General features: G+C 75.1%; 20 protein-coding genes and 1 tRNA gene. 11 read left to right on the top strand and 10 right to left on the bottom strand.

The window, feature by feature from the left end; genetic code table 11:
* Positions 1 to 18 precede the first annotated feature (18 nt).
* Positions 19 to 1077 (bottom strand): DNA integrity scanning diadenylate cyclase DisA, encoded by a 1059-nt coding sequence (gene disA, locus ACFVU7_RS11250; protein WP_049659060.1) that lies wholly within the window; start codon positions 1075 to 1077, stop codon positions 19 to 21.
* Positions 1078 to 1277: 200 nt separating this feature from the next.
* Entirely contained in the window at positions 1278 to 2801 is a 1524-nt protein-coding gene (radA, locus tag ACFVU7_RS11255; protein ID WP_387967216.1) for a DNA repair protein RadA, read from the bottom strand.
* A 298-nt stretch (positions 2802 to 3099) separates the two neighbouring features.
* On the opposite strand from radA, the gene ACFVU7_RS11260 reads away from it, so the two are divergent.
* Entirely contained in the window at positions 3100 to 4944 is a 1845-nt protein-coding gene (locus ACFVU7_RS11260) for a sigma-70 family RNA polymerase sigma factor (protein ID WP_388044917.1), read from the top strand.
* 543 nt (positions 4945 to 5487) lie between these two features.
* On the opposite strand, the gene ACFVU7_RS11265 is transcribed toward ACFVU7_RS11260, so the two are convergent.
* Positions 5488 to 6822, bottom strand: coding sequence for a DUF1254 domain-containing protein (locus tag ACFVU7_RS11265; RefSeq protein WP_117488356.1), 1335 nt, complete (start codon positions 6820 to 6822; stop codon positions 5488 to 5490).
* Between the two features lie 293 nt (positions 6823 to 7115).
* On the opposite strand from ACFVU7_RS11265, the gene ACFVU7_RS11270 reads away from it, so the two are divergent.
* A complete protein-coding gene (locus ACFVU7_RS11270; RefSeq protein WP_388044918.1) occupies positions 7116 to 8156 on the top strand; it encodes an NAD-dependent epimerase/dehydratase family protein in 1041 nt (346 codons plus the stop codon).
* A 119-nt stretch (positions 8157 to 8275) separates the two neighbouring features.
* On the opposite strand, the gene ACFVU7_RS11275 is transcribed toward ACFVU7_RS11270, so the two are convergent.
* Entirely contained in the window at positions 8276 to 9325 is a 1050-nt protein-coding gene (locus tag ACFVU7_RS11275) for a family 2 encapsulin nanocompartment cargo protein polyprenyl transferase (protein ID WP_049657139.1), read from the bottom strand.
* 211 nt (positions 9326 to 9536) lie between these two features.
* A complete protein-coding gene (locus tag ACFVU7_RS11280) occupies positions 9537 to 10955 on the bottom strand; it encodes a family 2B encapsulin nanocompartment shell protein (RefSeq protein ID WP_074001715.1) in 1419 nt (472 codons plus the stop codon).
* Positions 10956 to 11284: 329 nt separating this feature from the next.
* Here ACFVU7_RS11280 and ACFVU7_RS11285 point away from each other — a divergent pair, with 329 nt between their 5' ends.
* Positions 11285 to 12358, top strand: a complete 1074-nt coding sequence (locus ACFVU7_RS11285; RefSeq protein ID WP_049657134.1) for an ATP-grasp domain-containing protein — start codon at positions 11285 to 11287, stop codon at positions 12356 to 12358.
* 12 nt (positions 12359 to 12370) lie between these two features.
* Here ACFVU7_RS11285 and ACFVU7_RS11290 read toward each other — a convergent pair whose 3' ends face one another.
* The 3 genes from ACFVU7_RS11290 to ACFVU7_RS11300 all read right to left on the bottom strand — a co-directional run bounded on the left by ACFVU7_RS11290 (position 12371) and on the right by ACFVU7_RS11300 (position 14826).
* Complete coding sequence (locus ACFVU7_RS11290; RefSeq protein WP_388044919.1) at positions 12371 to 12919, bottom strand: methylated-DNA--[protein]-cysteine S-methyltransferase; 549 nt, start codon at positions 12917 to 12919, stop codon at positions 12371 to 12373.
* Positions 12920 to 13137: 218 nt separating this feature from the next.
* Positions 13138 to 13371, bottom strand: a complete 234-nt coding sequence (locus ACFVU7_RS11295; RefSeq protein ID WP_049661653.1) for a hypothetical protein — start codon at positions 13369 to 13371, stop codon at positions 13138 to 13140.
* 168 nt (positions 13372 to 13539) lie between these two features.
* Positions 13540 to 14826, bottom strand: a complete 1287-nt coding sequence (locus tag ACFVU7_RS11300) for an MFS transporter (RefSeq protein ID WP_388044920.1) — start codon at positions 14824 to 14826, stop codon at positions 13540 to 13542.
* Between the two features lie 214 nt (positions 14827 to 15040).
* On the opposite strand from ACFVU7_RS11300, the gene ACFVU7_RS11305 reads away from it, so the two are divergent.
* The 6 genes from ACFVU7_RS11305 (at position 15041) to ACFVU7_RS11330 (ending at position 20458) form a co-directional block, all read left to right on the top strand.
* Positions 15041 to 15850 (top strand): hypothetical protein, encoded by an 810-nt coding sequence (locus ACFVU7_RS11305; protein WP_388044921.1) that lies wholly within the window; start codon positions 15041 to 15043, stop codon positions 15848 to 15850.
* Between the two features lie 316 nt (positions 15851 to 16166).
* A complete protein-coding gene (locus ACFVU7_RS11310) occupies positions 16167 to 16613 on the top strand; it encodes a sortase-dependent protein (protein WP_388044922.1) in 447 nt (148 codons plus the stop codon).
* Positions 16614 to 16695: 82 nt separating this feature from the next.
* Positions 16696 to 17424: a class F sortase gene (locus ACFVU7_RS11315; RefSeq protein ID WP_388044923.1), complete on the top strand. Its 729-nt coding sequence runs from the start codon at positions 16696 to 16698 to the stop codon at positions 17422 to 17424.
* Positions 17425 to 17580: 156 nt separating this feature from the next.
* Complete coding sequence (locus ACFVU7_RS11320; RefSeq protein ID WP_380781433.1) at positions 17581 to 18465, top strand: hypothetical protein; 885 nt, start codon at positions 17581 to 17583, stop codon at positions 18463 to 18465.
* Positions 18462 to 19253: a response regulator gene (locus ACFVU7_RS11325; RefSeq protein ID WP_380781435.1), complete on the top strand. Its 792-nt coding sequence runs from the start codon at positions 18462 to 18464 to the stop codon at positions 19251 to 19253. The genes ACFVU7_RS11320 and ACFVU7_RS11325 overlap by 4 nt, the downstream gene beginning before the upstream one ends.
* Complete coding sequence (locus ACFVU7_RS11330; RefSeq protein WP_380781437.1) at positions 19250 to 20458, top strand: sensor histidine kinase; 1209 nt, start codon at positions 19250 to 19252, stop codon at positions 20456 to 20458. Before ACFVU7_RS11325 ends, ACFVU7_RS11330 begins: the two co-directional genes overlap by 4 nt.
* A gap of 96 nt (positions 20459 to 20554) precedes the next feature.
* On the opposite strand, the gene ACFVU7_RS11335 is transcribed toward ACFVU7_RS11330, so the two are convergent.
* A complete protein-coding gene (locus tag ACFVU7_RS11335; RefSeq protein WP_158077680.1) occupies positions 20555 to 20731 on the bottom strand; it encodes a hypothetical protein in 177 nt (58 codons plus the stop codon).
* A 362-nt stretch (positions 20732 to 21093) separates the two neighbouring features.
* Positions 21094 to 21167: transfer RNA gene (locus ACFVU7_RS11340), tRNA-Thr, on the bottom strand.
* 284 nt (positions 21168 to 21451) lie between these two features.
* Here ACFVU7_RS11340 and ACFVU7_RS11345 point away from each other — a divergent pair.
* Together ACFVU7_RS11345 and ACFVU7_RS11350 are read left to right on the top strand one after the other, a co-directional pair.
* Positions 21452 to 22543, top strand: coding sequence for an ABC transporter ATP-binding protein (locus ACFVU7_RS11345; protein ID WP_049656383.1), 1092 nt, complete (start codon positions 21452 to 21454; stop codon positions 22541 to 22543).
* 208 nt (positions 22544 to 22751) lie between these two features.
* Complete coding sequence (locus ACFVU7_RS11350) at positions 22752 to 23207, top strand: hypothetical protein (RefSeq protein ID WP_049656385.1); 456 nt, start codon at positions 22752 to 22754, stop codon at positions 23205 to 23207.
* Positions 23208 to 23260: the final 53 nt, after the last annotated feature.

Below are 23260 nucleotides of genomic sequence, written 5' to 3' on the forward strand. Positions count from 1 at the left end.
GTACGGTGGCGCGTCCGGTCAGACGTAGCGCTCCAGGATGGACGATTCGGCAAGGCGGGACAGGCCCTCGCGGACCGAGCGGGCACGGGTCTCGCCGACGCCCTCGACGGTCTGCAGGTCGTCGATGCTCGCGGCGAGCAGCTTCTGGAGGCCGCCGAAGTGCTCGACCAGGCGCTCTATGACCGTGTTGGGCAGGCGCGGGATCTTCGCCAGCAGGCGGTAGCCGCGCGGCGAGACGGCCGAGTCCAGCGACTCCGGCGAGCCCGAGTAGCCGAGCGCCTTGGCGACGGTCTGGAGGTCCAGCAGCTCGGCGTGGGTGAGCGCCTCCAGGTCGGCCAGCACCTCGGTGACCGTCCGGCCCTTCTTGGCGGCCCGCTCCGGGAAGTAGTCCCGGGCGACCAGCTCGCGCTCCGGCTCCACGCCCGCGATCAGCTCGTCCAGCTGCAGCGAGAGCAGTCGGCCGTCGATGCCGAGCTCCAGCACGTAGCCGGCGATCTCGGTGGCGATCAGCCGGACCATCTCCAGGCGCTGGGCCACGGCGGTGACGTCCCGGACCGTCACCAGGTCCTCGATCTCCAGCGCGGAGAGCGTTCCGGCCACCTCGTCCAGGCGCAGCTTGTAGCGCTCCAGGGTGGCCAGCGCCTGGTTGGCGCGGGACAGGACGGTGGTGGAGTCCTCCAGCACCCGGCGGGTGCCGTTGACGTACATCGCGATCAGCCGCATCGAGTGCGAGACCGCGACCACCGGGTAGCCCGTCTGCCGGTTGACCCGCTCGGCGGTGCGGTGGCGGGTGCCGGTCTCGTCGGTCGGGATGGTCGAGTCCGGCATCAGGTGCACGCCGGCCCGGACGATCTTGGTGATGTCCTTGTCGAGCACCACCGCGCCGTCCAGCTTGCACAGCTCGCGCAGCCGGGTGGCGCTGAACTCGACGTCCAGGACGAAGCCGCCGGTGCACAGGGACTCGACGGTCCGGTCGAAGCCCAGCACGATCAGACCGCCGGTGTTGGCCCGCAGGACCCGCTCCAGGCCGTCACGAAGCGCGGTACCGGGCGCGATGGCGGTGAGGGAGGCCCGCAGCAGGGCCTCCTCGCGGGAGGCCTTGTCCGCCCCCCGGTCGCTGGCTGCCACGTGACTCCTCCGGTCGACCCGTGCCGCGCGCCTCACGCCGTGCGCCGGTCCGCGGTCTGTTGCTCTGTCGCTCAGTACCGCTCGGTACTGCCTTCTGGCCAATGAGACTGGGGAAAGTCTAACTGTGTGTGGCCTCGGCAGGGCTTGGGTCAGCGCAGTTCGTCGGAGTCGAGCGGCTCCCAGCCGTCCATCAGCTCCTCGGGGTACGCCGCCGGGCGGTCCGCGGACCGGGCGGAACGCGGGGACGGCGGCGCCGACGGTGCCTCACCGCGCGGCTCGGTGCGCGGCTTGGCGGCCGAACGGCGGCGGCCCGGGATGGCCCGCAGCGCCTCGCCGATGTCGGCCACCTCGACCACCTTCATGCCCGGCGGCACCTTGCCCGGGTCCGGCGGGACCAGGGCGTGGGTGAAGCCCAGCCGGTGCGCCTCGGCGAGCCGCCGCTGCACACCCGTCACCCGCCGTACCTCGCCCGCCAGGCCGACCTCGCCGATCGCCACCAGGTTGCTGGGCAGCGGGGTGTCGGTGGAGGAGCTGGCCACCGCGAGCGCCACCGCGAGGTCCGCGGAGGGCTCGGTCAGCTTCACCCCGCCGACCGTCGCGGTGTAGATGTCCTGCTTGCCGAGCTTCACCCCGCCGTGCCGCTCGACCACGGCCAGGATCATCGCGATCCGGGGGGACTCCAGGCCCGAGGTGGTGCGCCGCGGGGAGGGGATCTGCGAATCCACCATCAGTGCCTGCACCTCGGCCACCAGCGGGCGCTTGCCCTCCAGGGTGACGGTGAGGCAGGTGCCCGGGACGGGCTTGTCACGCCTGGTCAGGAAGAGACCGGACGGGTCGGCCAGGCCGACGATGCCCTCGTCGTGCAGCTCGAAGCAGCCGACCTCGTCGGTGGCGCCGTAGCGGTTCTTGACCCCGCGGATCAGCCGCAGCCGGGCGTGCCGGTCGCCCTCGAAGCTCAGCACCACGTCCACCAGGTGCTCCAGCAGGCGCGGACCGGCGATCTGGCCGTCCTTGGTGACGTGGCCGACCAGCAGGGTGGCCATGCCGCGCTCCTTCGACGCCCGGATCAGCGCGCCCGCCACCTCGCGGACCTGGGCCGGGCCGCCGGGGGCGCCGTCCAGCTCGGCGGAGGCGATGGTCTGCACCGAGTCCAGGATCAGCAGGCCGGGGTTGACCGCCTCGATGTGCCCGAGCACCGCGCCGAGATCCTGCTCGGCGGCGAGGTAGAGGTGCTCGGAGAGGGCGTTGATCCGGTCCGCGCGCAGCCGGACCTGGCCGGCCGACTCCTCGCCGGTGACGTAGAGCGTGCGGTGCTGCGCGGTGGCCGCCTTGGCGGCGACGTCCAGCAGCAGGGTGGACTTGCCGACGCCGGGCTCGCCGGCCAGCAGCACCACCGCGCCGGGCACCAGGCCGCCGCCGAGCACCCGGTCCAGCTCCGGCACGCCCGTCGAACGGGCCGTCGCGACCTGGCCGTCCACCTGGGCGATCGGGCGGGCGGGCGCGCTGACCGGGCCGGCGGCCGTGGTGCGGATCGGCACCGCGCCGTACTCCTCGACCGTGCCCCAGGCGTTGCACTCCGGGCAGCGGCCGACCCACTTGGGCAGCTGGTTGCCGCACTCGGTGCAGCGGTACGCCGGGCGGGGCTTGGCGATGGTCTTGGAACGCGGAGGCATGCCGCCCACCGTAGCGTCCGGGTCCGACAACGGCGGTCCGCAGGCGGGGCCGGGTCGGGGCCGGCGACCAGGGTCCGCGGGCGGGCCGACCGCGCGTCCACACAGATGGGCGATGTTGTTACCCGAAAGAAGTACATACGCGGCGAATGGCCGGGGTCAGCCGTCCGCGTTCTCTACCGTCGGACGGGTGACGACGAGAACTGTGGGGCCGGACGGGCCTGCCCGGTCGACCCGATCGGTCAGGCCGGGCAGGTCGGGTCGACCTGCCGGGTCGGGCGGGTCCGGCGGGTCGGCCGGGGTGCGGGCCGCCGCCGTGCTCGCGGCGTACGACCGGCAGGTGGACGGCCTGTTCACCTACTGCCTCTCGGTGCTCTGCGAGCACGACGCGGCCGCCGACGCCCTGCGCGAGGTCCGCGAGCTGGCACGACGGCACGGCGCCCGGCTGGCCGAGCCCGGGCTGCTGCGCGCCTGGCTGTTCTCCCTCGCCCGGTACTGCTGTCTGCGCCGGCTCGCCGGCGACGCCCCGGGTCCGACCGGTGCCGAGGCCGGGCGGACCGCCCCGGCCGAGCCCGGCGAGGCCGAGGCGGCCCGACGGCGGCGCGAGCTCTCCTCGCTCGCCTGGCCCGAGGCCGCCGGCACCGACCCGGAACAGCGCGAGGCGCTGGAACTCTCCGTCCGGCACCGGCTGACCCCGCTGGAGGTGGCGGCCGTACTGGGCCAGCCGTTCGAACGGACCCGCGCGCTGCTGGCCGGGGCCGAGGCCGAGGTCGCCCGGACCAGGGCGGCGCTGCTGGTGCTCGGCGTGGGCAGCTGCCCGGAACTGGACCGGCTCGGCGGGGCCGGGGCGGAGTCCTGGCGGGACTGGGTACTCGGTCCGGCGCTGCGCCGGGAGCTGGTGCAGCACGTGGTGGACTGCCCGACCTGCCGGGGGACGGCGGGGCGGGTGGCCGCGGGCGAGGCGGCGGAGGGTACGGCGGGGGCGGCGGGGCTGTCCGGGTTGGCGCTGCTGCGGGCTCCGGCGGACCTCCTCGGGGCCGTCGCGGTCACCGGCGGGGCTGCCGCGGTCACCGGCGGGGCGGCTGCTCCGGCGGCGGCTGCTCGGGCTGTGGGTCTTCGGGTAGCGGGTGCTCGGGGCGCGGAGCCGGGGCTGCGGTTCGACCAGAGCGGCTTCCCCCGGCACCGGGCGCCGGACGCGGGGCGCGGGTTGGCGGTGCGTCGGCGGGTGGTGACCACCGGCGTGCTGGCGGCCGTGCTGGCGGCGCCGGTGATCGCGCTCTGGGCCGGGCACCGGGGCGGTGTCGGGTCGGGGTCGGCGGCCTCGGTGTCGGCGGTACGGGTGGACGCGGCCGGGCAGCCGACCGGGCAGCGGCCCCGGCCCGCGGTGGACGGCCCGGCTGGGGCGGGTGCGCCCGGCATGCCCGGGATGGAACTGGCGGGGGCCGGGCCCGGGATGGTCGCGGGCGGTGCCCGCGGAAGCGATGCAGAAACGTTGCCTCCCGGATTTCCGCGGCTCACCTTCCAGGGCGCGGCCATCCCGGTCCCGGCCCACGGCGCCACCCCGCTCAGCAGCCCGACCCTGGTCGCCGCACCGGCCCCGGCTGCCGACCAGGCCTCCACGACGGGCACCGGCGAGCCGGCCCCGGCCGGGCTGCTCACCGTCGAGGCCGGCGAGTACGGCAGCCGGACCATCCTCACCATCACCAACTCCGGTGCCACGGAGATCCGTTGGCACGCGGCGACGGACGCCGGCTGGCTCCGGCTCAGCCGTGACGCCGGCACCCTGGCGCCCGGCCAGCGGATCACCGTGATCGTCACCGTGGACGAGGACCAGGCGCCGACGACCCACTGGACCGCCCGGATCGCTCTGCCGCCCTCCCAGGCGGTGGTCACCCTGGAGGGCGGGCCGCACAACCGAGGCGGCTCCGCCTCCTCCCCGGCCGATCCGTCACCGTCGTCGACGCCGTCCTCGACGCCGGCGACACCGGTGCCCAGCGGTTCCACCACCACCTCGCCCACGGCGGCACCCACCGCGTCCCCGTCGCCCTCCGGCCCACCGACGAGCACCCCGTCCCCCTCGGGCACAGCGACGAGCTCCTCGCCACATCCGACAGGCACGGCAACGGCCTCCCCGTCGCCGCACTAACGGCCCGCGCAACGCGGCAGCCCTCCCTCCCGGTCAGCACCCGGAGGGCACGGGCGCGCGAGAAGTCGACCTGGCCGACTTCTCGCGCGCGGCGAGGGCGGGCCAGGGGCCGAATACGTAGACCGACCGCCATAATTCCGCCCGCAAAACCGGGAACGCACGAGAAGTCGGCCCACCCGACTTCTCGTGCGCGGCGGGATCCGAGGTGCTGGCGGGGCGTGCGGAGTGGGGCCCGAGGTGGGTGGCGGCGGGGCGGGCGCAGCAGGGACCCGGGGTGGGAGCCGGGATCGCGGCGGAGCGTGCGTGGTAGGTCCGGGGTGACGGTGGGGCGTGCGCGGTAGGGGCCGGGGTGCTGGCGGGTTGGGGTCTGGGGGTGGCGGGGCGTGCGGGGGTGGGAGCTCGGGTGGCGGGGTGTGCGCGGCGGGGTCACGGGGCAGCGCGGCTTGCGGGGTGGGAGCTGGGGCGGCGGCGCAGCGGGCGCGGTAGGGGCCGGGGTGCCAGCGGGTTGTCCGGGGCGGCGGGGCGGGGTGGGCCCGGGGGGGGTCAGAGGCGGTGGATCGGGGGGACTTGGTAGGTGCCGTCCAGGACGGCGGGTTCGGGTTGGTAGATGCGGAGGATGGGGCGGAACTCGCCGGGTGGGGTGGGGAGCCAGTTGGCGGCGGCGGTCGGGTCCTCGGGCTGGTCGTGCCGGAGGGTCAGGGTGAGGGAGCCGTCCTCGCCGTGGACCAGTCCTGGGGTGCGGTCGCCGATCGAGTAGCGGTCGATCGGGTTCTCCACCAGGTAGTAGTCCGGGACGGAGTACATCGTGACGGACCAGAACGCCCCGGCCGGGGGCGGCTGGTCGAAGCGCAGGGTGTAGTCGTGGAGGCCGGTGAGGGGCCGGCCGTCGGAGTCGTCGTAGGTCATCGCGTACGAGGCCTCGTAGGCGTGGTTGCCCCAGAGGCCGGCCCGGGCGGCGGCGGCCCGGCTGAGGTAGGCGGCGCGGCGGTCGGGGATGCGCCACTCGGGGTCGTCGAGGGTGCCGGGGCCCAGGTGGTCGGTGTTGTAGTCGAAGAGGTGGAGGGCGCTGCGCCACTCGCCGGGCGGGTGGTCCTCGGGCGGGCGGGTGGCGTCCTCGACCCGTTCGCGGCCGGCGGCCAGGCCCTTGGCCAGCGCCAGTGTCCATTCGGCGGCGGCCGCGCGGTACGGCGAGGCGCCGTCGTCGAGCAGGCCGAGCGGGGCGAAGCGGCGCTGGTACTCGATGTCGGCGGTGGCGGGCGGGAAGGCCTGCATCCAGACCCGCAGCCGCTCGAAGAAGGCCAGCCGCTCGGGGACGTCCGCGTCCGGTTCGGGGAGTCCGGCGACCAGGCCTCCGGGTTCCAGCGGTTCCAGTTCGAGGGCGGCCTGGAGGGCCCGGACCCGGGGGAAGTCGTCCGGGCCGGCGCAGGCGAAGCGGCCGACGAGGGTGCCGACGGTGGTCGGCAGTTCGATCACCCGGTCGGGGTCCGAGGGGGTGCCGTGCCAGCCGGGCGGGACGATCAGCCAGGTCTGCGCGCCGGTGCCGGTGGCCCGGCGGCCGAGGTAGGCGACGTTGTCCGTCCAGGCGTCGATGATCTGCAGCACGTAGTAGGCGCCGGCGGTGTCCGGGACGCGCAGCACCTGCGGGCCCTCGGAGAGGTCGAGCTGGGCGATCGAGTAGACCGTGTCGTTGTTGACCGAGACGAAGCGGTCGGCCGGACCGGCCAGCCGGGTGGCGTGGCTGAGGTGGTTGAACGGCGCCGCCGGCAGGGTGCCCAGGCCACCACGGTCGAAGCGTTCGACCATGGTGAGGCCGGCGACCAGCGGGTAGCCGTAGACGTACGCGTCGGCGGCCAGGGCCTCCAGCTCGGGCTGGTTCATCACGGGTCCTTCGTCCGGGGCGGGCAGCCGGTCGGCGGGGGCGGCGCCGTCGGCGCGGCACCGGTGGGACGCTCGACGCCGGCGGGCCGTCGGTGCCGGCGCGGCGGGCGGGTCCGCCGTGCGGGGCGCGCACCGGGCCGGGGTGCGGTCGCCGACCGCGGTACACCTCGGATGCTAAGCGGGGCCGGGTGGGGCGGCACGTCGGACCGGACGCCGCGCGGCTTCCGCCCGCCGGGATCTGCTGTGCGCTGATCCGGGCGTACCGGCGGGGCGGCCGGGAGAGGGTCGTCGGTATGAAGATCCTCCTGCTTGGGGGCTCGTCCTTCCTCGGACGGGCCTATGCTGCCGAGGCCCTCGCCAGGGGCCACCGGGTGACCACCTTCAACCGCGGCCGCAGCGCCGCCGACCTGCCCGGTGTCGAGGCCGTCCGGGGCGACCGCGACAGCGCCGGGGACCTCGCCCGGCTGGTCGACGGCCGCGGCTGGGACGCCGTCGTCGACACCTCCGCCCAGCAGCCCGCCCAGGCCGCGCTCAGCGCCCGGCTGCTGCGCGGGCGGGCCGGGCACTACACCTTCGTCTCCTCCGTGCACGCCTTCGCCGACTGGCCCGCCCACGTGGTCGACGAGGGCTCCGCGCCGCACCCCTGCCCCGCCGACACCCCGCCCGACCAGCCGCCCGGCAACGCCCTGAAGGCCGGCTGCGAGCGCGCCGTACTGGCCGGGTTCGGCGCCGGGCGCACGCTGGTGCTGAACAGCGGGCTGCTCGTCGGGCCGTACGAGTTCGGCGGCCGGCTGCCCTGGTGGCTGGAGCGGATGGCGCGCGGCGGGCGGGTGCTCGCCCCGGGGGATCCGCGGCGGACCATGCAGGTGATCGACGTCCGGGACTTCGCCGGCTTCGGGCTGGACCTGCTGACGGCCGGGACGGCGGGGCGGTTCGTCACCACGGCGCCGCCGGGGCGGCTCCGCTTCGGCGAGTGGCTGGAGACCTGCCGGGAGGTGGCGGGCGCCGCGGACACCGAGCTGGTCCCGGTCCCGGACGGGCCGCTGCTCGCCGAGGGGCCGGACCGGGTCGACTGGTGGACCGAACTCCCGCTCTGGGCACCGGACCTGCCCGAGCTGGCGGGCGTCTGGCTGGCCGACACCGGCCGGGCGGAGGCGGCCGGGCTGCGCTGCCGGCCGTTCGCCGAGACGGCGCGGGACACCTGGGAGTGGCTGCGGACGCGCGGGCCGGCCGAGGACACCGACGCCGAGGGGCGCAAGGGGCGGCCGGGGGCGGCGGTGCGGCACGGCATCGAACCCGCCAAGGAGCGGCGGCTGTTGGCCGCCTTCGGCTGACGGCGAGGTCGGCCGGGCCGTGGAAGCGGCCGGGGGTGGGAAGCCGGCCGGGCCGGCCTCCCACCCCCGGGGAGACACCGGGGAAAGGCCCGGGGACGCGTCCGGCCCGGGCGGCCCGCTCAGTGCGTGCGGCGGGTGACCAGCTCGGCGAGCGCCAGCAGCTCGTCGGCCGCGGCCGGCTCCGGGACCGCGGCGGCCAGCTGCGCCATCGCCGTGGCCATCCGCTCGCAGGACTCGCCCTGCGCCCAGCCACGCCCGCCGGCCGCCTCGACGGCCGCCGCGCACTGCGCCAACTCCTCGGGGCTCAGCGGGCGTTCGATCGCGTACAGCTCGGCCAGCCGCTTGCCGTCCACGGTGCCGGACCCCAGCGCCGCGACCACCGGCAGCGACTTCTTCCGGGCGACCAGGTCCGCGCCGACCGGCTTGCCGGTGACCGCCGGATCCCCCCAGATGCCGATCAGGTCGTCGATCAGCTGGAAGGCCAGGCCGATCTCCCGGCCGAAGCCGTCCAGCGCCTGCGCCGCCTCCTCGGAGGCGCCCCCGTACAGGGCGCCCATCGAGCAGGCCGCGCCGAGCAGCGCGCCGGTCTTGGCCTCCGCCATCGCCAGGCACTCGGGCAGCGAGACGTCGTCGCGCCGCTCGAAGGCGCAGTCGATCTGCTGGCCCTCGCAGAGCTCGACCACGCAGTCGGCGAGCCGGCGGATCGAGCCCTGGGCGGCCGGGTGGGTGTCCTCGGCGAGCAGGCGCAGCGCGAGGGAGTGCATGGCGTCCCCGGCCAGGATGGCCTCGGTGGTGCCGAACACCCGCCAGGCGGTGGGCCGGTGGCGCCGGGTGTCGTCCCGGTCGATGACGTCGTCGTGGAGCAGGGTGAAGTTGTGCACCAGCTCCACCGCGGCGGCCGCGGCGACGGCCTCGTTGGGCCTGCCGCCCAGGGCCTGGGTGGCGGCGAGGACCATGGCCGGCCGGATCGCCTTGCCGGCGGGGGCCTCGGCGGGGGTGCCGTCCGCCTCCCACCAGCCGAAGTGGTAGCCGGACACCTTGCGCATGGTGCCGGGCAGCGAGTCGACGGCGGCCCGCAGGACCGGGTCGACCAGGGCGCGGGTCCGGGCGAGGATGTCCGCCGCCTCGTGCCCCTCTTTGTGGTCCCGCTCCAGCGTGGGACTCGTCATGGGTCTCTCCCCCTGTCGGGCGCCTGTCGTGGGACGGCCCGCCGACGGCGGACCGGAGTTGCGCTGCGGTGCCGGGCGCGGTCGCGCCTCGCCCCGGCCGGGCCCGTGCCGGCGGGGTCGGTACGCGCCGGGGCCGCCGTCCGTCGGGGCCGGATGGGCGGCCCCGGCGGACGGCACGACGGCGCGGCGCCGCGACCGGCCGTGCGAACCGTCAGTACTGCGCGATGTCCACGTTCTCCAGGACGCCGACCGCGTCCGGCACCAGGATCGCGGCGGAGTAGTAGGCGCTCACCAGGTAGGAAATGATGGCCTTGTCGTCGATTCCCATGAACCGCACCGAAAGGCTCGGCTGGTATTCGTCCGGAATTCCGGTCTGGTGGAGGCCGATGACGCCCTGGTTGTCCTCGCCGATTCGCATCGCGAGGATCGAGCTGGTGCTCCCGACGATCGGGATCTTGTTGCACGGGAAGACCGGGACGCCGCGCCAGGACTGGATCTGCTTGCCGTCGACCTCGACCGTGTCCGGGTAGAGGCCGCGCTTGTTGAGCTCCCGGCCGAAGGCGGCGATGGCCCTGGGGTGGGCCAGGAACAGCTTGGTGCCGCGGCGGCGGCTGAGCAGCTCGTCCATGTCGTCCGGGGTGGGCGGGCCGGAGTGGGTCTGGAAGCGCTGGTCGTACGCGGCGTTGCCGAGCAGCCCGAAGTCGGGGTTGTTGACGAGCTCGTGCTCCTGGCGCTCGCGCAGGGCCTCGATGGTCAGCCGCAGCTGGTGCTCGGTCTGGTTCATCGGCTGGTTGTAGAGGTCGGCGACCCGGCTGTGCACCTTGAGGATGGTCTGCGCGACGCTGAGCTCGTACTCGCGCGGCTTGAGCTCGTAGTCCACGAAGGCGCCGGGCAGCTCGTACTCGCCCTGGTGGCCGGCGGAGAGGTCGATCGCGGCCTCGCCGTGCTTGTTCTGCGCCTGCTGGAAGCCGTTCAGGTATTCGATGATCTGGAGCTGGAGCGCCTCGGAGCGGTCGTGCAGCTCCTGGAAGGCGGGCCAGGACAGCGTCATCACGGTGCCGGCCGTCGCGGCGCGGACGGTGTACGGCCAGGCACCGCCGTCCTGCCGGACCGCCTCGTCGCCGAGGTGGTCGCCGTCGGCGAGGGTGCCGACGACCGTCTCCTCGCCGTACTTGCCAGTGCCCAGCCGGTCGAGCTTGCCGTGCGCGATCAGGAACACCTCGGTGATCGGGGCGCCGGCCTGGACCAGCACGTCGCCCGGGGCGAACTCCCGCTGCACGAAGCGCGAGGCCAGCTCCTCCAGCACGGCCTCGTCCTGGAACCCGCGCAGCACCGGCACCTCGGCCAGCGTGGGCGCGACGATCCGCACCTCGGCACCGGTCTTGACGAAACCCACCCGGCCGCGGCCGACCGAGTGGCGCAGGCGGCGGTTCACCCGGTAGGTGCCGCCGGACACCTGCACCCAGGGCAGCTTCCTGAGCAGCCAGCGCGGGCTGATGCCCTGCATCTGGGGCGCGGACTTGGTGGTCGTCGCGAGGTTCCGCGCGCCGGCCGTGCTCAGACTCTGCTGCTGCCGGATCTCCGACTGCGCACTGGGCGCGGGAATTCCGGCATTGGTTTCGGTCGACATGGGGGAGCCCTTCGCATATCCCGATGAAGTGTCGCCTTGCACATGCGTGTTGCAGCTTCATGGTGGGCCCTGCCGAGGGTGCCCCGCAATCACTCGTTCGAGTGGTTCGGAATGCCTAAACAAATAGTACGAATAGATCACCCGATCGATATCTGTTCGACCGTCCATTCGAACAGCTCGGAGCGCGGCGCCCCATCCTCCCCCATCCGCGCCCCGAACCGCGCCACCCCGCGCCACGATCCACAGGCGGCGCCCCCGCCGTCCGGACCGTTCGAACAGGCCGCTAGGGTGCCCTGACCCTTCGTCAACTCTCTTCCCGAGAGGGTCACATGAGTGCACCCGTACGTGTCTGGCTGAACCGCACCTACGCCGAGAACGTCTTCTTCATCGAACAACTGCGCGCCGCCCCGCGCCCGGTGGTGGTCCACGCGACCCACGGCGACCCGGACTCCCCCGTGCTCGCCGCCGCCGACCACGGCAGCGCCGAGCCGGCCGACCTGCCGGCGGACGGCTACGTCGGCTACGCGCTGGACTACTGCGCCCGGCACGCCGTCGACGTCTTCGTCCCGCAGCTGCACCAGCTCGCCATCGCCCTCGCCCGGCCGGAGTTCGAGGCGATCGGCACCGCGCTGCTCTGCCCGCCGGCCACCGCGATAGCGGCCTTCACCAGCAAGGCCGACGGCTACGCGGTGATCGCCGGGGCCGGCCTGCCCACCCCGCCCTGGTGGCGGGTGCGCACCCCCGGCGAGCTGTGGGACGCCGTCGAGCGGATCGAGGGCGCCGGGCACACCGCCTGCCTCAAGCCCACCGCCGGTGCGGGCGGCGCCGGCTTCCGGGTGCTCACCCGGGAACCGTACGGAGCGCGGCGGCTGACCGGCTGGGACCACCGGGTGCAGGTCGATCAGGTGGCCGCGGCACTGGCCGAGGGCGGTCCGGACGGCGAGCCGGTGGACCTGCTGGTGATGCCGTACCTGGACGGACCGGAGGTCTCGGTGGACTGCCTCGCAGACCGGGACGGCGGCCCGCTCACCGCGGTCGGGCGCACCAAGGAGGGCCGCCGCCGCGGCTTCACCACCGAGGAGTGCTACCTGGACCCGGTCCGGCGGCTGGTCCGGGCGACCGGCATGGCGTACCTGTCCAACGTGCAGTTCCGCCGCTTCGACGGCCGGCCGGTGGTCATCGACGTCAACACCCGCCCCGCCGCCGGGCTCCACCAGCTGCGGCTGTGCGGCCTCAACCTGCCGTGGGACGCGGTGCGGCTGGCACTCGGGGAGCGGCCGGAGTACCCGGGGGCGGAACCGGACGTGCGCGGCATCGAGTACACGCTGGTGTCCGGCATCCGGCCGGTGCTTCAACGCCGGGCGCCGGGACGGGTGTCACTGGTCCGGGCGCTGCACCGGTGAACGACCGCGCCCCTAGAGCGGGCCGTTCCAGTCGAGGGTCGGCTCCAGCACGCCCTCCAGGGTGAGCAGCCAGCGCTTCACCTCGATCCCGACCCGGCCGCCGCCGAAGCCGCCGATCCCGTCCGCCGCCACCACCCGGTGGCAGGGCACCAGCAGGGGGACGGGGTTGGCGGCCATCATCTGCCCGACCGTGCGGGCGGCCAGGCCGGGCTCCGCCACGTCCTCGAACACCCCGCTGCGGGCGGCCAGTTCGCCGTAGGTGATGGTCCGGCCGTACGGCACCTCGCGCCAGAGCGCCTGCAGCACCGCGCGGTGCGGGCCGGAGCTCAGGCTCCAGTCAATCGGCAGGCCCAAGTCGCGGGTGCGGCCCGCCAGGTAGGCGCTGATCCGCTCGGTGACGGCGGCGATCTTCGACTCGTCGCTGCACGGCGGCGCCTCGCCCTCGCGCGGCCCCCGGTAGCCGGCCGACACCACACCGAGCGGGGTCACCGCGATGTGCATCGGCCCGCTGGGCAGCGGCGTGGGCACGGTCAGCCAGGACATCGACCAGGACTGCGGCACGTTCGGGCCCCCACCCTCCGCCGGACCGGCCGCCGGCCACCCCGGCGTCCGGGGGGCGTCCCCGCCCCGCGCGCCATCGTACGGCGGGCGGCCGACAGGCCACGGCGCGCGATCCACGGGCTCGGGCGGGCCGGCAGCGGGCTCCGGCGGGCGGACAACGGGCTCCGGCGGCCGGCCCGGGTGCGGACGGTCCGCGGCCCGGGCCCGGGCGGCTCCGGTCAGAACTGCCCCTTCAGCCCGCGCGCGTTCGACGCGCACCAGTGCACCAGCTCGGCGCGGTCCGGGGCGCGGCCCTCGCACAGCACGGCGAGCTGTTCGTCGTTGATCCGGTTCGGCCCCGGGATCTCCAGCAGGTACGCCAGGTCCGCCAGTACGGTGGCGAGCCGCTCCGCGTCCGCGTGGTCCAGGGTGACCGCGGACCCGTGATGGCTGATGGTGAGCGAGCCGGGCATGATCGACCTCCTCCGTCACCCCCGTCCTCCACCGTACGACCGGGTCGGCCGCCCCGCCCGCCGCGGAGGCGTACGTGCGCGGGTGGGGCAGCCGGTTGCGCTCCGGGGCCGGCCGGGCGCGGTGCGCGGTGGGCCGGGGGTGCGCCCCGGAGCCGTCCGAGGGGTTGGTCAGCTGTCCGGGCCCTCCTCCCAGCGACGGTCACGTACCGCCGGTACGGCCAACACTACGGCCCCGGCCGCCAGTTGCCAGACCGCTCCGATCAGCAGCACGGTGTCCGCGCCGAACCGGCCCGCCAGCGGACCGGCCGCCGCCAGCCCGAGCGGGCCGAGGGCGAAGGAGCCCAGCACGCCGAAGGCCGTCACCCGGCCGAGCAGTTCCACCGGAACCCACTTCTGGGTGGTGGTGCCGTAGAGCGTCCCGCAGACCGCCGAGCCGACCCCGGCCACGAGCGCGCCGGCGGCCACCCAGGGCAGCCCCGCCCCGGCCGCGAGCGCCGCGGAGGGCAGCGCCCAGGCCAGCGCCGCCAGGGACGCCACCGCGAGCGGGCGGGCCGGCGACCGGCCGAGCACCAGCAGGCCGCCCAGCACCGCGCCGACGCCGTAGACGCCCATCACCAGGCCCCAGGCGCGGGCGCCGCCGAGGTCCCGCTGCGCGAGCAGCGGGCCGAGCACCAGGAAGGGGGCCCAGACCAGCAGGTTGAACAGGCCCATCTGCACGGTGGTGATCCACAGCCACGGGCGGGAGGCGAACTCCGACCAGCCGGCCCGCAGGTCCCGGACCATCGACCCCTCGCCGGCCGCCGCCCGCACCGGCAGCCGCAGCCTGGCCAGCGCGAAGGCGCCGACACCGTACGTCACCGCGTCGGCCAGCAGCACCGTCGCCGGGCCCCAGGCTGCGGTGACCAGGCCGGCGGTGGCGGGACCGACCACGGTGGACACCGAACGGGCCAGCCCCAGCAGGGCGTTGGCGTCCGCCACCAGTCCCGTACGGCGCACCAGGTCGGGCACGATCGCGCCGAAGGCCGGCATGAAGAGCCCCTCGCCGACCCCCCAGACCGCCACCAGCGCGACCATCGCCCAGACCGGGGCGTGCCCGGTCGCCAGCAGCCCGGCGAACAGCGCCTGGACCACGCCGCGCAACAGGTCCGAGCCCAGCATCACCCGGCGGCTGCCGAGCCGGTCCGCGATCGCCCCGCCGGCCAGCAGCACCAGCACCACGGGGAGGATCCGGGCCGCCATCACCCACCCCAGGGCGGTGCCGCCCCCGCCGTTGCCGTTTCCACCACCACCGCCGTCGAGCACCGCGAAGGCGACCGCGACCGGCGCCATCGAGGAGCCGATCAGGGAGGTCGTGTACCCCAGGAAGAACCACGTGAACTCGCGCTCGCCGAACACGGCGAGCCGGTCTCCCAGGCGCCTTCGGCGGGCCGGGATCCGTTCGGTCTGCACTGCCATGTGCAGAAAGTCTGCGCGTCGACGGAGGGCGGATTCAAGGGATTGCGGGAAAAAAATTGAGCCTTTGGGAATCAATTCGACGAGGATTCGATCTACCGCAGTAAATTCACACTCTATGGCTCTCTACCTGCCGTTTACTGCGCCCAGCGACTATGGTTCAGATGTCCCGGAACAGTGATTTACTGCGGCACTTGGATTTCGGAAGAAGGCGATCGTGACAGGAACCGCGACAGCACTCCCACCGGTCGAATACGCCGTCGCCGTCGAGCGCTACCTGGCCGCCTCCGGGCTCGCCGACGGCTCCCGGCGGATCTACCGGATCGCACTGGACACCTGGGCCTGGGCACTCGCCGACCGGCCCGCCCCCACCGGCCCCGAACGGCGACGGGCCCGGCCGCCCGTCCTGCCGCTCGCCCTGCTCGACCACCCCGACGCCGCCGAGCGGCTCCGCGCCGCGGCCGCCCGGCGCGGCGCCGACACCGACCCGCGCACCCTCAACCGGGAGCTCTCCACCCTGCGCGCGGCCGTGGCCTGGTGGCGGGCCCGCGGCTGGCTCGACGGCGACCCGACCACCGGCCTGCTCCCCCGCCCACTGCCCGAACCCGCCACGGCCACCGGCCCGTTGAGCCCCGAGGAACTGCGCGCCCTGTTCGCCCTCCGCGCGCCGCTGCGCGAGCAGGCGCTCTGGCACCTGCTGCACGAGTCCGGCGCCGCGATCGAGACCGTCCTCGCCCTGGACACCGACCACCTCGACCCGCCCCGCCGACGCACCCGCCCGCCCGGCACCCCGGTGTACTGGCAGTCCGGCACCGCCCGGCTGCTCCCCCTCCTGGTCGCCGGCCGCGCCACCGGCCCGCTCTTCCTCACCGACCGCCGCGCCCCCGCCGGCACCCCCGACCGCGACCGCTGCCCGTACACCGGCCACGCCCGTCTCTCCTACCGCCGCGCCGCCGAACTCTTCACCGCCCACACCCGGCCGCTCGGCCCGGGCTGGACGCTCCGCCGCCTGCGATCGGGGCGGTAGGGCAGGGCGGGGGTGGCGGCAGCGTCGGGCTTTCCGGAGGCCCCGTCCGCGCCGTTACGCAGCCGATGGGCGGCCGTGACACGACCGGCCGAGGACCGCGACACGGCCCTCCTAGCGTCATCCCCGACGCCACCGGCCGAACCCGTCGAACCGGGTGAAGCGGCCGGAGGGCGTCCGCGACGAGGACGTACGCGTCCGGCGCCGACGACGGACGTCCCGCGACACCGGCCCGCCGGGGCCCGCGAACCGCACCGCGGACCGCACCGCGGACCGGCGGCCACCACCCACCGACCGACGCACGATGGAGACACCCCGTATGAGCAGGAGCCGTACCCACCACTCCCCCACCCGCCGCGTCCTGGCCGCCTGCGCCCTGACCGGCGCCGCGCTGCTGGCCACCGTCACCGGCGGGCAGGCCTGGGCCGACGGCGCGCCGAAGCCGGCCGCGCCCTCCGCCGCCCCGGCCGGCGACGCCGCGGTGCGGACCGCCCCGCCCGCACCCGCCGCGCCCTCCGCCGCCCCGAAGCCCGAGGCCTCGCCGGCCGTGGCCGCCCCGAAGGGCGCCGCCCCGGCCCCGGCTGCCCCCGGCGGCACCCAGCCGCAGGTCCGCGAGGTGCCCAAGGGCGCCGCGCAGGCCGGTGACGGCTCCACCGCCTCCGACGGTTCCGGCCTGATGCTCGCCGGTGGCGGCACCGTCGCGGCCGTCGGCGCCGCGGGCCTGGGCTTCGCCCTCCTGCGCCGCCGCTCCGGTGCGCGCGGCTGACACCGGTCCCGAGTCCGCCGGGCACCCCGGCGCCGCTTCCCCGTACCCGGCCAGTCGGGGAAGCGGCGCCGGGGCCGCCCCGGTGGCGGGGACCGACAGCCACCGACGCGCCCCGGGCCACCGGCGGGGGCGCCGACGCGCCGCCCGGCCCGGCCCCGGCCCGCTGCGCCGTACCGCCTTCGGCACCGCGGGCCTGCTCTGCCTGGTGCTCGGCACCTCGCTCGCGCTGTCCGGCCGGGAGACCCCGGTGGTGCGGGTCGAGACCTCCGGGCACGGCACCGGCGCCGACACCCCGGCGGCGGCCCCGGGCACCCCGGGCGCCCCGGCCACGACCGGCACCGCACCCGCCGCCCCGAAGCCGTACGCCTCCTCGCCGCCGACCCGCCTGCTGGTGCCCTCCGTCGGAGTGGACGCACCGGTGACCGACCTCGGCCTCAACCCCGACGGCACGGTCGAGGTGCCGCCGGCCGACCGGGGCGAGGAGGTCGGCTGGTACCGCAACGGCCCCACCCCCGGCGAAGCCGGCCCCGCCGTGCTCATCGGGCACTACGACACCGTGCACGGCCCGGCGGTCTTCAAGCAGCTGCCGAAACTGCGCCCCGGCGACCTCATCCGGATCCGGCGCGCGGACGGCGGCACCGTGGACTTCAAGGTCCGCGAGCTGCTCCAGGCCGCCAAGGACCGCTTCCCGACCGAGCAGGTGTACGGCGACACGCCCGCGCCCGCGCTCCGGCTGATCACCTGCGGTGGCCGGATCGGCTCGGACGGCCACTGGACGGACAACATCATCGTGCTGGCGGACCTGGCCTGACGGTGCACGAACCGCCGTCGGGGAACCGCCGGCCACCGCCCGCACGACCTACCACCGGGGCGGCGACGGGAGGCGACGAGCCGGACCGTCGCCGTGGACGCAGGCAGAGCAGGCAGCGCGGACAGCGCGGGCCCGGCAGGAGGACGAGCACCGACCGTGGCAGCAACAGCACCCCCACCACCCCGCCGCCGTCCCGGCGCCGTCCCGGTGGCCGCCCTGGCCGGCCTGGTCGTCGTCCTCGCCCTCGCCGCCCTGGCCTTCGGCCGGGCCACCCCCGGCGAGCTGCGCGACCAGGGCCCGGCCCGGGCCGTCAGGCCGCCGGCGGTGTCCCAGCCGCTCTGGCCGGACCTGCCCACCTCCCCGCCGCCGGCCGCGTCCGCGACCGACACCACCCAGGAACCGCCGCAGCCCGTACCGGACGTGACCGTCCCCGGGCGCGACATCACCGCGGTCGACGTCCGCACCGTCCTCGCCAAGGACCCGGACGTCGACCAGGAGGAGCGCCAGGCACTCGGCTCCTGCGCCGGCTGCGAGGTCCGCGCCCCGGAGTTCCGCGACCTCACCGGCGACGGGCAGCCCGAGCTGATCACCGTCGTCACCACCCCCGGGCGGGCCGTGCTGCACGTCTACGCCCTCGCCGAGGACCGGCTGCTGCCCGTCCTCCGGGTGCGGGTCCAGCCGGCGTTCAACGCCTCGACCATCGGCACCGACCTGTGGCTGATCGAGCCGACCAGCGTCGACGCCCGGACCACCAGCCACTACGCGTGGGACGGCAAGAGGCTCACCCTGAACGAACGCAGGGACGAGGGCGTCATACCGCTCCCGTCCACCGGCCCGGACGTCGGCCGGCCGGCCACCGCCGTCCCCGACCCCGGACCGGCGCCCCGCCCCGCCCCGTACGCGCCGAAGCAGGCGGCCCCCGAGGCCGCCGTCCCGTCGCCACGCGGCGCCCGGCCGTCCTCCGTGCCCTCCGCCCCCTCCGTGCCCGGCGCGCCCGTCGCGCCCTCCGTCCCCGCCGTGCTCCCGGAAGCGAAGCGATGACCCCCGCAGCCCCCGCCGCCGCCCCCGCCCACCCGCACATCCTCCTGGTCGAGGACGACGAGGTGATCCGCGAGGCCACCCGGATGGCCCTGGAGCGCTACGGCTTCCCGGTCACCACCGCCGCCGACGGCCTGGAGGGCCTGGAGGCCTTCCACGCCGTCCGGCCCGACCTGCTCCTGCTGGACGTCATGCTGCCGCTGCTCGACGGGGTCGGCCTCTGCCGCCGGATCCGGGAGGAGAGCCAGCTGCCGATCCTGATGATGTCCGCCCGGACCGACCCGGTGGACGTGGTCTCCGGGCTGGAGGCCGGGGCGGACGACTACGTGGTCAAGCCCTTCGAGAGCGCCGTCCTGGTCGCCCGGATCCGTACGGTGCTGCGCCGCGTCCCGGTCGCCCCGGCGGCCGACGCCCCGCCGGCCCCGTTCGCTCCGCCCCCGCAGTCCTCGCCGTCCCCGCCCGCCCCGTCGCCCGCTCCGCCGTCCCCGCCCACCCTTCCGTCCGTCCGCAGCTTCGACGGCCTCCGGGTGGACACCGACAGCATGGAGGTCCGGGTGGACGACCGCCTCGTCCCGCTCACTCCCACCGAACTGCGGCTGCTGCTGGAGTTCAGCGCCGCGCCCGGGATCGTGCTGGAGCGCTCCACCCTGCTCGAACGCGTCTGGGACTACGAGTGGGGCGCCGACACCCGGGTCGTGGACGTCCACGTGCAGCGGCTGCGCGCCAAGATCGGCTCCGGCCGGATCGAGACCGTCCGCGGCTTCGGCTACAAGCTGCGGCGCCCGGCATGACCCTGCGCCGCCAGATCGCCGCCGCCGTCGCCGCCATCGCCGTCCTGGTCGCGGTGGCCGTCGGCCTGCTGGTCCACCAGGCGATGATCCGCCAGCACGTCGACCAGGCCCGCTCCTCCTCGCTCGCCACCCTCGACTCCGCCTTGAACGACTACGAGCGCGGCGGCGGGAAGGCGATCGGCCGGGGCGCCGTCCTGAACGACCCGGCGCTGCCCGAGCGGCTGCGCGCCCTCACCGCCGACGACCGGCACGGCTCGCTGCTCGTCGCCGACGGCACCGGCGAGTCGATGTGGGCGGCCGGCCCGGTGCCGGACGGGGTGGTGTCCGTCCGGGTGGACTTCACCCAGGACCGCCAGGCCATCGCCGACCTGGACCGGATCATCCTGCTCACCGTCGTCGCCGCGGTCTTCACCACCGTGCTGGCCGGCGTGCTCGTCGCCGACCGGATCAGCCGCCGGCTGCGCACCGCGGCCACCGCCGCCCGCGGCATCGCGGCCGGCGGGACGGACACCCGGATCGGCGAACTCGTCGACGGCAAGGACGAGGTCGCCGACCTCGCCGCCGCCGTCGACCTGATGTCCCGCACCCTGCACCGCCGGCTGGAGGACGAGCAGCGCTTCACCGCGGACGTCGCCCACGAACTGCGCACCCCGCTCACCGGCCTCGTCACCGCCGCCGAACTCCTGCCGCCCGGCCGCCCCACCCAACTCGTGCAGAACCGGGTCCAGGCACTGCGCGGCCTGGTCGAGGACCTGCTGGAGGTTTCCCGCCTGGACGCCGACGCCGAGTCCCCCGACCTCTCCGCCGTCCCCCTCGAACGCGCGGCCCGCCGCACCGTCACCCTCACCGGCCTGGACGTCACCGTCGAGATCACCGCCGACCGGCAGGTCCGCACCGACCTGCGCCGACTGGACCGCATCCTCGGCAACCTCATCCTCAACGCCCACCGCCACGGCACCGGCCCGGTCCACCTGCACGTCGACGGCCCGCGGATCACCGTCCGCGACCACGGCCCCGGCTACCCCGAGGACCTCCTCCGCCACGGCCCGCAGCGCTTCCGCACCAACGCCCCCGAACGCGGCCGCGGCCACGGCCTCGGCCTCACCATCGCCACCGGCCACGCCCGCGTCATCGGCGCCACCCTGACCTTCGCCAACCACCCCGCCGGCGGCGCCCTCGCCACCCTCACCCTCCCCCCGAACTGACCCCGGACACGACGGAAGGGCCGGCCCGACACCCGTCGGACCGGCCCTTCCCGTTCTGCGCGGAGCCCCCTGCCGGGTTCGAACCGACGACCCCCGCTACTGGGCCGGACGGGACCTGTCGGCCGGGGCTTCAAGATGGCGCGCGAGGATGGCGGCGAACGCGAGGTACGCCTCGATCTTCGCGGCTCCGACGAGAGCATCGGGCGACACATGCTTTGGCAGCCGGTCCAGGTACGCGCGGGCAGCGTTGGCGTGGTCAACGTAGTCACTCATGCAGGCCCCCCTGAGGATGATCACGAAGTTTGTGCGAAGCCTACGGCTGTACACCGGGCGGCGGCGCTGTTTCGGCGGATGTCCCGGCCGGGCCAAGGTCGACAGTGCCGAGCGCCGCCGGCACACTTCGGGCTGAGCGGGTGGTTCCCTCCTCGATCGGGCAGCTTCGCCGCACCCGGGTTCTCCAGGAGCCGCCAAGGCCAAGGCCGGTGTCTCCCCGGACATCCACTTCCACGACGTCCGGCACACCGGACGCTTCTGGCACGCCCGTGGCACAGCCCGAGCAGGACCGCAGCAACGACGAAGGGCCAGCTCTCCCGGATCACCCCGGCGAGCTGGCCCTTCTGGCGTCTCCGCCCCGGAGCCCCCTGTCGGGTTCGAACCGACGACCCCCGCTTTACAAGAGCGGTGCTCTGGCCAGCTGAGCTAAGGAGGCACGGTGGCCGTCCGCGATGGATCACGGCGGCACCGGGGGGCAGTCTACCGGGCCCGGGTGACGGGATGGGGGTATATCCGGGGGTTGGTGGGATGGGTGGGCGTGATGGAACCGATGCCGAAATCGGGTCGGGTGGGGGCTGACAAGCGGCGGACGCGCAGGTAGCGTCGCCGGGAGCCGGTTCGTGGCAGTGGTTCAGACCACTGGTGGGCCGGCGGAGCAGAACAGACCCCCTTTACTCGGATCGTCCGGCACGTTCCTGCCGGTGAAGGAGACAAACAACCATGGCTTCTGTCACGTACGACAAGGCGACCCGCGTGTACCCCGGGGCGGACAAGCCCTCGGTGGACGCGCTGGACCTGGAGATCGCGGACGGCGAGTTCCTCGTGCTGGTCGGCCCCTCGGGCTGCGGCAAGTCGACCAGCCTGCGCATGCTGGCCGGTCTGGAGGACGTCAACGCCGGTGCGATCCGGATCGGCGACCGCGACGTCACCCACCTGCCGCCGAAGGACCGGGACATCGCCATGGTGTTCCAGAACTACGCGCTGTACCCGCACATGACCGTCGCCGACAACATGGGCTTCGCGCTCAAGATCGCCGGCGTGAACAAGGCGGAGATCCGCACCAAGGTCGAGGAGGCCGCGAAGATCCTCGACCTCACCACGCTGCTGGACCGCAAGCCGAAGGCGCTCTCCGGCGGTCAGCGCCAGCGCGTCGCGATGGGCCGCGCGATCGTCCGCCAGCCGCAGGTCTTCCTGATGGACGAGCCGCTGTCGAACCTGGACGCCAAGCTCCGCGTCTCGACCCGTACCCAGATCGCCGGCCTCCAGCGCCGCCTGGGCATCACCACGGTGTACGTCACCCACGACCAGACCGAGGCGCTCACCATGGGCGACCGGGTCGCGGTGCTCAAGGACGGTCTGCTCCAGCAGGTCGACACCCCGCGCAACATGTACGACAAGCCCGCGAACCTCTTCGTGGCCGGCTTCATCGGCTCGCCGGCCATGAACCTGGTCGAGGTGCCGCTGGTGGACGGCGGCGTGAAGTTCGGCGGCTCGGTCGTCAACATCTCCCGCGAGGACCTGGCCGGCGCCGGCACCGACAAGACCGTGACCGTCGGTGTCCGCCCCGAGCACTTCGAGATCGTCCCGGCGGGCGGCATCGAGGGCGTCGCGGTGACCGTGAACGTGGTCGAGGAGCTCGGCTCGGACGGCTTCGTCTACGGCACCACCCAGATCGGCGGCGAGGACCACGACCTGGTCGTCCGCGTGCCCGGCCGCCAGATCCCGGCCCGCGGCGAGACCGTCCACGTCGTGCCGATCGCCAACGAGACCCACGTCTTCTCCACCAGCTCCGGCCTGCGCCTGAGCAACTGACGCGACCCCGCGCGACAGCCGCGACCAGCGCGACACCCGGAGCCCGTCGGACCCTCGTGGTCCGGCGGGCTCCGTCCGTACCCCCGCCCCTTCAACCCCGCCCGGACGCCCCCGCGTCAACACGGCAAGGGGACAAACCCGGACACCGTGTCACTCGATGGGGTAACGGAGGGCGATCCGGCCCGTACCCACCGCTACTCTCCTGAGGGTGAAGCAGCTGTTGCGCCGTATCGGCCAGACCGTCGCCCTGACCCTGCCGGTCGTCCTGGTGACCACCGGCACCCTCGCCGTGACCAGGGTCCCGTGGGCCCCGCCGACCGGGCTCGACCAGCAGGTCGTGGCGGCGTCCAGCGGCGACGGCGCCGGGATCGGACGCTCCAACAACGCGGCCGGCGCCGTGGCCAAGGCCTCGGACGGGCTCGCCCCGCAGGAGTCGCTGCGGGTGGTGCTGCTGGACGAGCTGCGGGCGAAGAACCCCTCCGCCGCGCTGGACCTGCTGGAGCGCTCGATGCGCGAGCAGCCCTCGCTGACGCCGTACTGCACCTCGCTGGCCACCGAGTTGGGCAAGGCCGCGGTGCGCAAGTACCAGGGCGACGTCCAGCGGGCCCGCACCTTCGCCCGCCCGGTCTGCGACGGCGCGTTCGCGGCCGGCGTCGTCGGCTGAGGCGGCCGGGAACGCAAGGGAAGGCAAGGGGGCCGAGGCAGGCCCCCGAGGCG

The organism is Kitasatospora sp. NPDC058046, assembly GCF_042885595.1.
Taxonomy (GTDB): domain Bacteria; phylum Actinomycetota; class Actinomycetes; order Streptomycetales; family Streptomycetaceae; genus Kitasatospora.